Genomic DNA, 2,417 nt, shown 5'->3' with positions numbered 1-2,417 from the left:
TGTTTTTGTCAATATGATATTGAGCCAGAGTGATCACATTAAAAGTGAGCCACTTTATGAAACTGAAATACCATTAATGGGATAATATGGGTTTAAGGGGGCAATGGCCCGGGGAGGGCCATTGCCCCCTTAAACCTTCGCTAATTCCAGGCTTACCCTTTGTCTTCTTGCCGTTTCATACTCTGCCTGAATCGGTAGGATTCCCCATTAAGCAGATGAATGTGACAGCGATGCGTGACCCGATCAAGGAGTGCGGCAGTCATCTTTTCATCGCCAAACAAGCTCGTCCATTCATTAAATTCCAGATTGGTTGTCAGAATCAGACTGGCCCGCTCGTATCGGCTTGAGAAGAATTGGAACAGAAGCTCAGCCCCGGTTTTGGAGAAGGGGACATAGCCGAGTTCATCTACAATGACCACATCCAACTTCAACCATTTTTTCTCTAGCGCATTTAATTTCTGCTCCTCATAGGCTGTAAGCAGCTCTTCGACTAATTCAGACGCCGTGATAAATTTGGTTTTAAAACCGTTTTGAATCATTTCAATACCCAGGCCAATCGCCAGATGGGTCTTTCCGGTACCGCTGTTGCCGAGAAAGATCACATTCTCTTTCTTTTGAACGAACTCACCTTTCGCCAGAGTAAGAAAATGATTTCGGTTTAAACTGGGCATCAGGCTGAAATCATAGGTGTCCAGCGTTTTATGCACGGGAAAGCGGGCCTGTTTCAATCGTCTCTGACGCTGATTCTCTTCCCGGCTCTGAGCTTCAGCTTCAAGCAAGGCCAATAGGTAGTCCTCGTAACGCAGATTATGTTCTTCCGCTTCTCGTGCCAGAGACCGGTACTGTTTGGCCAGAGTTGGCATTCTAAGCTGACGTGTCAGATGATCTAATAAAAGTTCCGTGGTCATTCGTTCACCCCCTTACCAGTTGTCGGTATTGACTAATATCGGTCACTTTCACCTTGTAGCCCTGCAGGGCTTCCGAAGTTTGGCCAGCCAGGCGAGTCACATTGCCGGTCACCTGTTGAATGATTTCATAAACCGCTTCGTACGTGAAGTTCTGCCTTCGTTCCGCTTCGGTCAGTGCCTCGGTCAATGTGGCCATACCCAAGTCCCGGTGAAGGAGTAGAAGTCGAATAAATTTGCGGTCTCCAGCTGCGCCTTCAGCCTCACGCATTTTGCGGTGAAATTGCCGGAAAACTTCAGGGATCTGCGGACTCTGAAAGGGGAGCGCATCTCGGATGGCACGCGGTTTTTTCAGAAGCGCCTCCAGATAGTGATCCAGACGGGTGAACAGCTGATTTCGTTCGTAAGAACGAGGATACTCCGCGATCACTTGATTCTGAGCCACAATGACCAGATGATCCACGAACTTCTTGACCCAGACGGCCTGTCCCACATAAACGCAAGGAACGGAATACTGATTCGTTTCCACATGAATTAAGGAGAGCTGATTGACCTGACAGGACACCAGTTGGCAGGCTTCAAACGGTGTTTCCGGTAGGGGATGGAGCGTCAGCTTTTCCCTGGCCCAAACCTGGGCCACCGTTTCATCGGTATGCGGAACACGGACGTGTTCCGCTTCTTTCTGGCACCACTCCAGAAGGTAGTCATTCAGCTCATCCAGGGACTGTACGTCTGGAAAAGGAACGAGTGTGTTACGCCGGACATAACCGACCGTTCCTTCAATCCGGCCTTTTTCATTTCCCCTTCGGGGATTGGCGAATGTGGCTTTGAATCCGTAATGCGCCTGGAGCGCGATAAACGCTTCCTGTTCCAGGCGATGCCGGCCCTCCAGAATTTTCTCTACGGCTGTTTTCAAATTGTCCAAGAGGCCTTCGACCGGCACACCTCCCAGAAATTCAAAAGCGTGTACAAAGCCATCCAAAAAAGCCTCCTGTTTCTGATGGGCATAGGCTCGGACAAAACGTAAACGGCTAGATGAGAGCTGGAGACAAAACAAAAAGATTCTCTGCGTCCGCCCGCTCAGGATGATATCCGCCTCACCCCAGTCGAACTGGAATTGAAGGCCCAATTGAAACTCAAGGGGGATGAACACCTCCTTCTGTTTTTGCCTTCTCCGAGCAACGAGTTTACGAATGTTAGAGGCAGATCCTTTGAAGTTGTATTCTTCGACCAATCGTTGATAAACTCTCGCCGCCGTATGTTTCTGTTTGACCCAGTGTTTTTGATCCTCAAGGAGCCACTGATCGATGACGGGCAGAATGCGTTGAGTTTCCTCTGAGTATTCTTTCTTCCCGTACGAACGTTGCCGAACCGCAAGGGTCGGAGGCTCCTTCTGTTTGAGATATTTACTCACCGTATTTCTTGAAATCCCTAAATTTCTCGCAATCTCACGTTGAGAAAGGCCTTCAACCTCCTTCATAATTTTGATACGATCATAGAGAGCCATATCGA

At 48.8% G+C, this 2,417-nt stretch carries 2 protein-coding genes; both read right to left on the bottom strand.

Annotated features, from left to right (window positions below):
• Window positions 1–152: 152 nt before the first annotated feature.
• On the bottom strand, window positions 153–908 hold the full coding sequence (gene istB / locus COP04_RS19195; RefSeq protein WP_100486865.1) for an IS21-like element helper ATPase IstB: 756 nt from the start codon (window positions 906–908) through the stop codon (window positions 153–155).
• Window positions 909–912: 4 nt separating this feature from the next.
• The coding region (gene istA / locus COP04_RS19190) for an IS21 family transposase (protein WP_100489766.1) at window positions 913–2,417 on the bottom strand (1,505 nt) is incomplete at its 5' end.

This window comes from Sporolactobacillus pectinivorans, from assembly GCF_002802965.1.
GTDB lineage: Bacteria > Bacillota > Bacilli > Bacillales > Sporolactobacillaceae > Sporolactobacillus > Sporolactobacillus pectinivorans.
Note: the sequence above shows the minus strand (reverse complement) of the source record. Positions and strands in the feature narration are given on the sequence as shown.

Excerpts from the sequence above, each read along its gene's own strand:
- istB (WP_100486865.1), bottom strand. The coding sequence starts at position 908 with ATGACCACGGAACTTTTATTAGATCATCTGACACGTCAGCTTAGAATG.